General features: G+C 29.8%; 3 protein-coding genes. All 3 read left to right on the forward strand.

The features are described from left to right. The first annotated feature begins 66 nt into the window (after positions 1-66). Genes carB through CRV01_RS06105 form a run of 3 tightly spaced genes read left to right on the forward strand, consistent with a single transcriptional unit; the run spans position 67 to position 5,067 of the window. Positions 67-3,306: a carbamoyl-phosphate synthase large subunit gene (gene carB / locus CRV01_RS06095; RefSeq protein WP_129007338.1), complete on the forward strand. Its 3,240-nt coding sequence runs from the start codon at positions 67-69 to the stop codon at positions 3,304-3,306. Further along, positions 3,306-3,749, forward strand: coding sequence for a Sua5 YciO YrdC YwlC family protein (locus tag CRV01_RS06100; protein ID WP_129007339.1), 444 nt, complete (start codon positions 3,306-3,308; stop codon positions 3,747-3,749). The genes carB and CRV01_RS06100 overlap by 1 nt, the downstream gene beginning before the upstream one ends. A 4-nt stretch (positions 3,750-3,753) precedes the next feature. Then, positions 3,754-5,067, forward strand: coding sequence for an ATP-binding protein (locus CRV01_RS06105; RefSeq protein WP_129007340.1), 1,314 nt, complete (start codon positions 3,754-3,756; stop codon positions 5,065-5,067). The last annotated feature ends 175 nt before the right edge of the window (positions 5,068-5,242 follow it).

Below are 5,242 nucleotides of genomic sequence, written 5' to 3' on the forward strand. Positions count from 1 at the left end.
ACAAAAATTTAAGCACTTCTTAGATATACTATCCAAATTTTTAACTACACTACAACGGGGAACTTTATGCCAAAAAGAGAAGATATTAAATCTATTTTACTTATAGGTTCTGGACCTATTATTATTGGACAAGCGTGTGAGTTTGACTACTCAGGAACTCAAGCTACAAAGACGCTTAAAGAATTAGGATATAGAGTTGTTTTGATTAACTCAAACCCAGCTACAATTATGACTGATCCTGAATTTGCTGATAAAACTTATATTGAACCTATTACAGAAGAAGTTGTTGCTAAGATTATAGAAAAAGAGAATATTGATGCTATTTTACCAACTATGGGTGGTCAAACTGCATTAAACGTAGCAACTACAATGTACGAAAAGGGTATGTTAGAGGGAGTAAAATTCCTTGGAGCTCATCCAGATGCAATTAAAAAAGGTGAAGATAGACACTTATTTAACGAAGCAATGATTAAAATTGGTATGGATTTACCAAAATCTGCAAATGCATACTCTGTTGAAGAGGCTATCAAAGTGGCAAAAGAGATTGGATTCCCAGTTATCTCAAGAGCTTCATTTACTCTTGCAGGTGGTGGTTCTGGTGTTGCTTATAACATGGAAGAATTCAAAGCATTAGCTGAAGCTGGTATTGAGGCATCACCTATCAATGAAATTGAGATTATGGAATCAATGCTTGGTTGGAAAGAGTACGAAATGGAAGTTATCAGAGACAAAAAAGATAACTGTATTATCGTATGTTCTATTGAAAACTTAGACCCAATGGGTGTACATACAGGTGACTCAACTACTATTGCACCAGCACTTACTCTTACTGATAAAGAGTATCAAGACATGAGAAATGCATCTTTTGCTATTTTAAGAGAGATTGGTGTAGATACAGGTGGATCAAATGTTCAGTTCTCAATTTGTCCTAATACAGGAAGAATGATTGTTATTGAAATGAACCCAAGAGTTTCTAGATCTTCTGCACTTGCTTCTAAAGCTACTGGTTATCCTATTGCAAAAGTTGCAACTCTTCTTGCAGTTGGATTTACTCTTGATGAAATTACAAATGACATTACAGGAACTGCTGCATCGTTTGAGCCAGTTATTGATTATGTTGTTACAAAGATTCCAAGATTTACTTTTGAAAAATTCCCAAAAGCTAACTCAACACTTACAACTGGTATGAAATCAGTTGGTGAAGTTATGGCTATTGGTAGAACATTTAATGAATCTATTCAAAAAGCACTTTGTTCTATGGAAACAGGAATTCACGGATTTGACCCAATTTGTGATGATTTAGAAAAAATCAAAGCAGAAATTAGAAGACCAAATGCGGATAGACTAAGATATCTTATGGATGGTTATAGACAAGGTCTTACAAACGAAGAAATCTTTGAGTTATGTAATATTGACCCATGGTTCTTATCTAAGTTTAGAGAAATCTATAACATTGAAAAATCAATGAGCAAAGCTATTTTAGCAAATGAAGAAGCTATGAGAGAAGCTAAAACAAACGGATTCTCTGATAAGATGATTGGTCTTCTTATTGGAAAAACAGAAGAAGAAGTATATATTGCAAGAAAAGCTTTAGATATCGATTTTGAATACAATGAAGTAGATACTTGTGCTGCTGAATTCAAGGCTTTAACTCCATATCTTTATTCAACTACAAATATTACAAAACTACCAAAAGTAGAAAAAACTTCTAATGAGAAAAAAGTTTTAATTATTGGTGGTGGACCAAACAGAATTGGTCAAGGTATTGAGTTTGATTATTGTTGTGTTCACGCTTCATTTGCTTTAAATGAAATTGGTGTAAAAACAATTATGTATAACTGTAACCCAGAAACTGTATCAACAGATTATGATACTTCTGATATTTTATATTTTGAACCAATTGACTTTGAGCATGTAAGATCTGTAATTGAACAAGAAAAGCCAGATGGAATCATAGTGCACTTTGGTGGACAAACACCTCTTAAATTAGCAAATGCTATTACAGAAGCTGGTGGAAAAATTATTGGTACTACTGCTGAAGTTATTGATTTAGCTGAAGATAGAAAAAAATTCTCAACTTTTGTTGAAAAAGTAGGATTATTACAACCTGATAATGGTACAGCTGTTGAAGTAGAACAAGCAATTGAAATTGCAGAAAGAATTGGTTATCCAGTATTAGTTAGACCTTCATTCGTACTTGGTGGTAGAGGTATGAGAATTGTTTACTCAACTGATGAATTAAAACAATATATGGATGAAGCAGTTTCAGTATCAAATGATGCACCAGTACTTATTGACAAATTCCTTGATAGAGCAATTGAACTTGATGTTGATTGTATTAGTGATGGAAAAGAAGTTTATATTGGTGGAATCATGCAACATATTGAAGAAGCTGGTGTTCACTCAGGAGACTCTGCTTGTTCATTACCTCCTGTATCAATTTCTGATGAACTAATCAAAGAATTAGAAGAAAAAACAAAAGCAATGGCATTAGGACTTGGTGTAGTAGGTCTTATGAATACACAATATGCTATTCATAAAGGTGAAATCTATTTAATAGAAGTTAATCCAAGAGCTTCTAGAACAGTTCCATTTGTATCTAAAGCAACAGGTATGCCTTTAGCAAAAGTTGCTACTAGAGTTATGTGGGGCGAATCTTTAAGATCAGCTCTTGATAATTATAACTCTGAGATTGTTTATGAAGATAATGGTGTATTAAAACCAATTTTAAAAGGTCATATTGCAGTTAAAGAAGCAGTATTCCCATTCAATAAATTATCTGGTTCTGACCCTATTTTAACACCTGAAATGAAATCAACGGGTGAAGTTATGGGGATTTCAGATAACTTTGGTGAAGCATATGCAAAAGCACAAAGTGCTGCTAAAAATGGCTTACCAACAGAAGGAAAAGTATTTATTTCTTTATGTGATTTAGATAAAGAGTTTGCACCACAAATTGCACAAGGACTTATTGACAATGGCTTTACAGTTGTTGCAACTGGTGGAACACATAAGGTTATTACTGAAGCTGGAATTGAGTGTGAAAAAGTACTTAAGATTTCTGAGGGTAGACCAAATATCACTGATGCAATAACTAATGGTGAAATTGCATTAGCCTTTAATACAAGTGATGGAAAAGAATCATCAAAATCAGATGGACAAGATATCAGAAGAGCAGTACTTAAAGAAAATGTTCCTTATGGTACAACAGCTGCAACTGCACTTGCTTGTATCGAAGCAATGAAAGCTTTAAGAAAAAAAGATGGATTAGCTGTAAAATCTATCCAAGAATTTTTAAATGACTAATGGATACTAATTTAATATATTTAGTACAAACTGACACTACAGTGGGTTTTTCATCAGCAAATGATGAAAAGCTCGCTTGTGTAAAAAGAAGACCCAAAACACAAAAAATACTACAAACTCTTGACTCTTTTGATACTTTAAAAAAATATACAAGAGTTCCAAAAAATCATAGAAAAAGAGTTAGAAACTCTAAAAAAACCACTTTTATTTATCCAAATATGAATTCATATAGAGTTGTTGATAGAAATGATAAGTTTTATTCATTTATAAAAAAGTTTAAAGCCCATTATTCTACTTCTGCAAATCATACTAAAATGAGTTTTGAAAAGGATTTTGCACTAGCAAATAGTGATGTTATAGTTTCCACAAAAGAAGGTTTTAATGAAAAGATATCTTCTTCAATATATCTTTTAAAAAAAAGAAAAATAAAGAAAATAAGATAACAAGATGTTTATACATAGAAAAGCAGAACTTGAAAAATTAAATAATAGTTACTCAAGTGTAAATTCAGCTTTAGACATAGTTTATGGGGCTAAAAACATTGGTAAAACAGCTTTAGTAAATGAATTTTCTAAAGACAAAGCTTGTATTTATTTTTCAAGTTATGAGATGATACCTAGCCATTTTTTTACACATATGGTTAATTGTATCTCAAAATATTTTTATGGTACTAATACTGTAGGAAAACCTTTTAACTCTTTTGAAGAAGTTATTTTATTTTTACTTGAACAAGATATAAAAGAGAAATTAATCCTTGTATTAGATGATTTTCAAGCTATTTTAAAGACAGATAAGCAAGCCCTTGATACACTTTGTAAATATTGGAAAAAAGAGCTTAGAAAAAAGAATATACATATCATAATATCTAGTTCTTTACAGTTTTTAGAATTTCAAGCCAAAAATGAAATAGAAGCTTTTGCAAATAATATTATAAAATTAGAGTATTTAGATTTTTTTGCATTAAAAGAGTTTTTCCCAAATATAAATAAGCTTGATCTTTTATATATATACTCTTTATTAGGTACAACTCCTGCTAATTTGAAGTATTATAATCCCAAAATCGATTTTACAGAGAATATTGTAAATCTTTTTATCTCATCAAATGCTTATCTTTTTGAATATGGTGTGAGAGTTTTAAAAACTGAAATTACTGAAATAGGTACTTATTGTTCTATTTTACAAGCAATTGCAAAGGGCAATAAAAAAATAGGGGATATTGCAAAATATTTAGATGTGAAATCAACTTATCTCACAAGATATCTTCTAAAGCTTTCAGATATGATGGTTATAAAAAAAGTTATTCCATTAGGAGAAGAAAAAAACAAGAACTCAAAGTATGGAAGATATGAGATATCTGACAACACTTTAATCTTTTGGTTTTTGTATATTTATCCAAATCTTTCTTTGCTTCAACAAAATAAACTAGAAGAAGTAAGTCAAATTATACAAGAAGAGTTTATTAAAAAAACTGTTTTTCAAAGTTATAAAAGATGTATAAAAGAGATTATCTTTGATAAACAAGAAACAATTTTTGGTTATCTTCCAAATGCAATTGGTTCATGGTGGGATAACAGTGATAACACAATAGATATTGTTGCTCATAATAATAAAGTTATAACCTTTGTACAAATTTTATGGGAAGATAAAGATATCGCAAAAATAGCTTATGGTAAATTAAAAAACACTTCAGAAAAATTTGAAACCTCACTTGAAAAAAAATATATAATTGTAACAAAGAGTACATTTTTCAATATGAAATAAGCAATTATATTTATAAAAATATAAAATAAATTTATTTTTTAAAATCCCTTAAATTAGTTTTTTATAAAGATTATATGTTATTAAACATAAATAAAACAAATAAATAAATAAAAATATATTTTACATATATAGTTTTAGCTATAATTTATATAATTTAATACTTCAAGGGTAAATT

This window comes from Arcobacter sp. CECT 8983, assembly GCF_004118855.1.
In the GTDB taxonomy this organism is placed as follows: Bacteria; Campylobacterota; Campylobacteria; order Campylobacterales; family Arcobacteraceae; genus Halarcobacter.

Bases quoted from the DNA above. Each gene is read 5' to 3' on its own strand.
- CRV01_RS06105 (WP_129007340.1), top strand. From the start codon at position 3,754: ATGTTTATACATAGAAAAGCAGAACTTGAAAAATTAAATAATAGTTAC.
- carB (WP_129007338.1), top strand. From the start codon at position 67: ATGCCAAAAAGAGAAGATATTAAATCTATTTTACTTATAGGTTCTGGA.
- CRV01_RS06100 (WP_129007339.1), top strand. From the start codon at position 3,306: ATGGATACTAATTTAATATATTTAGTACAAACTGACACTACAGTGGGT.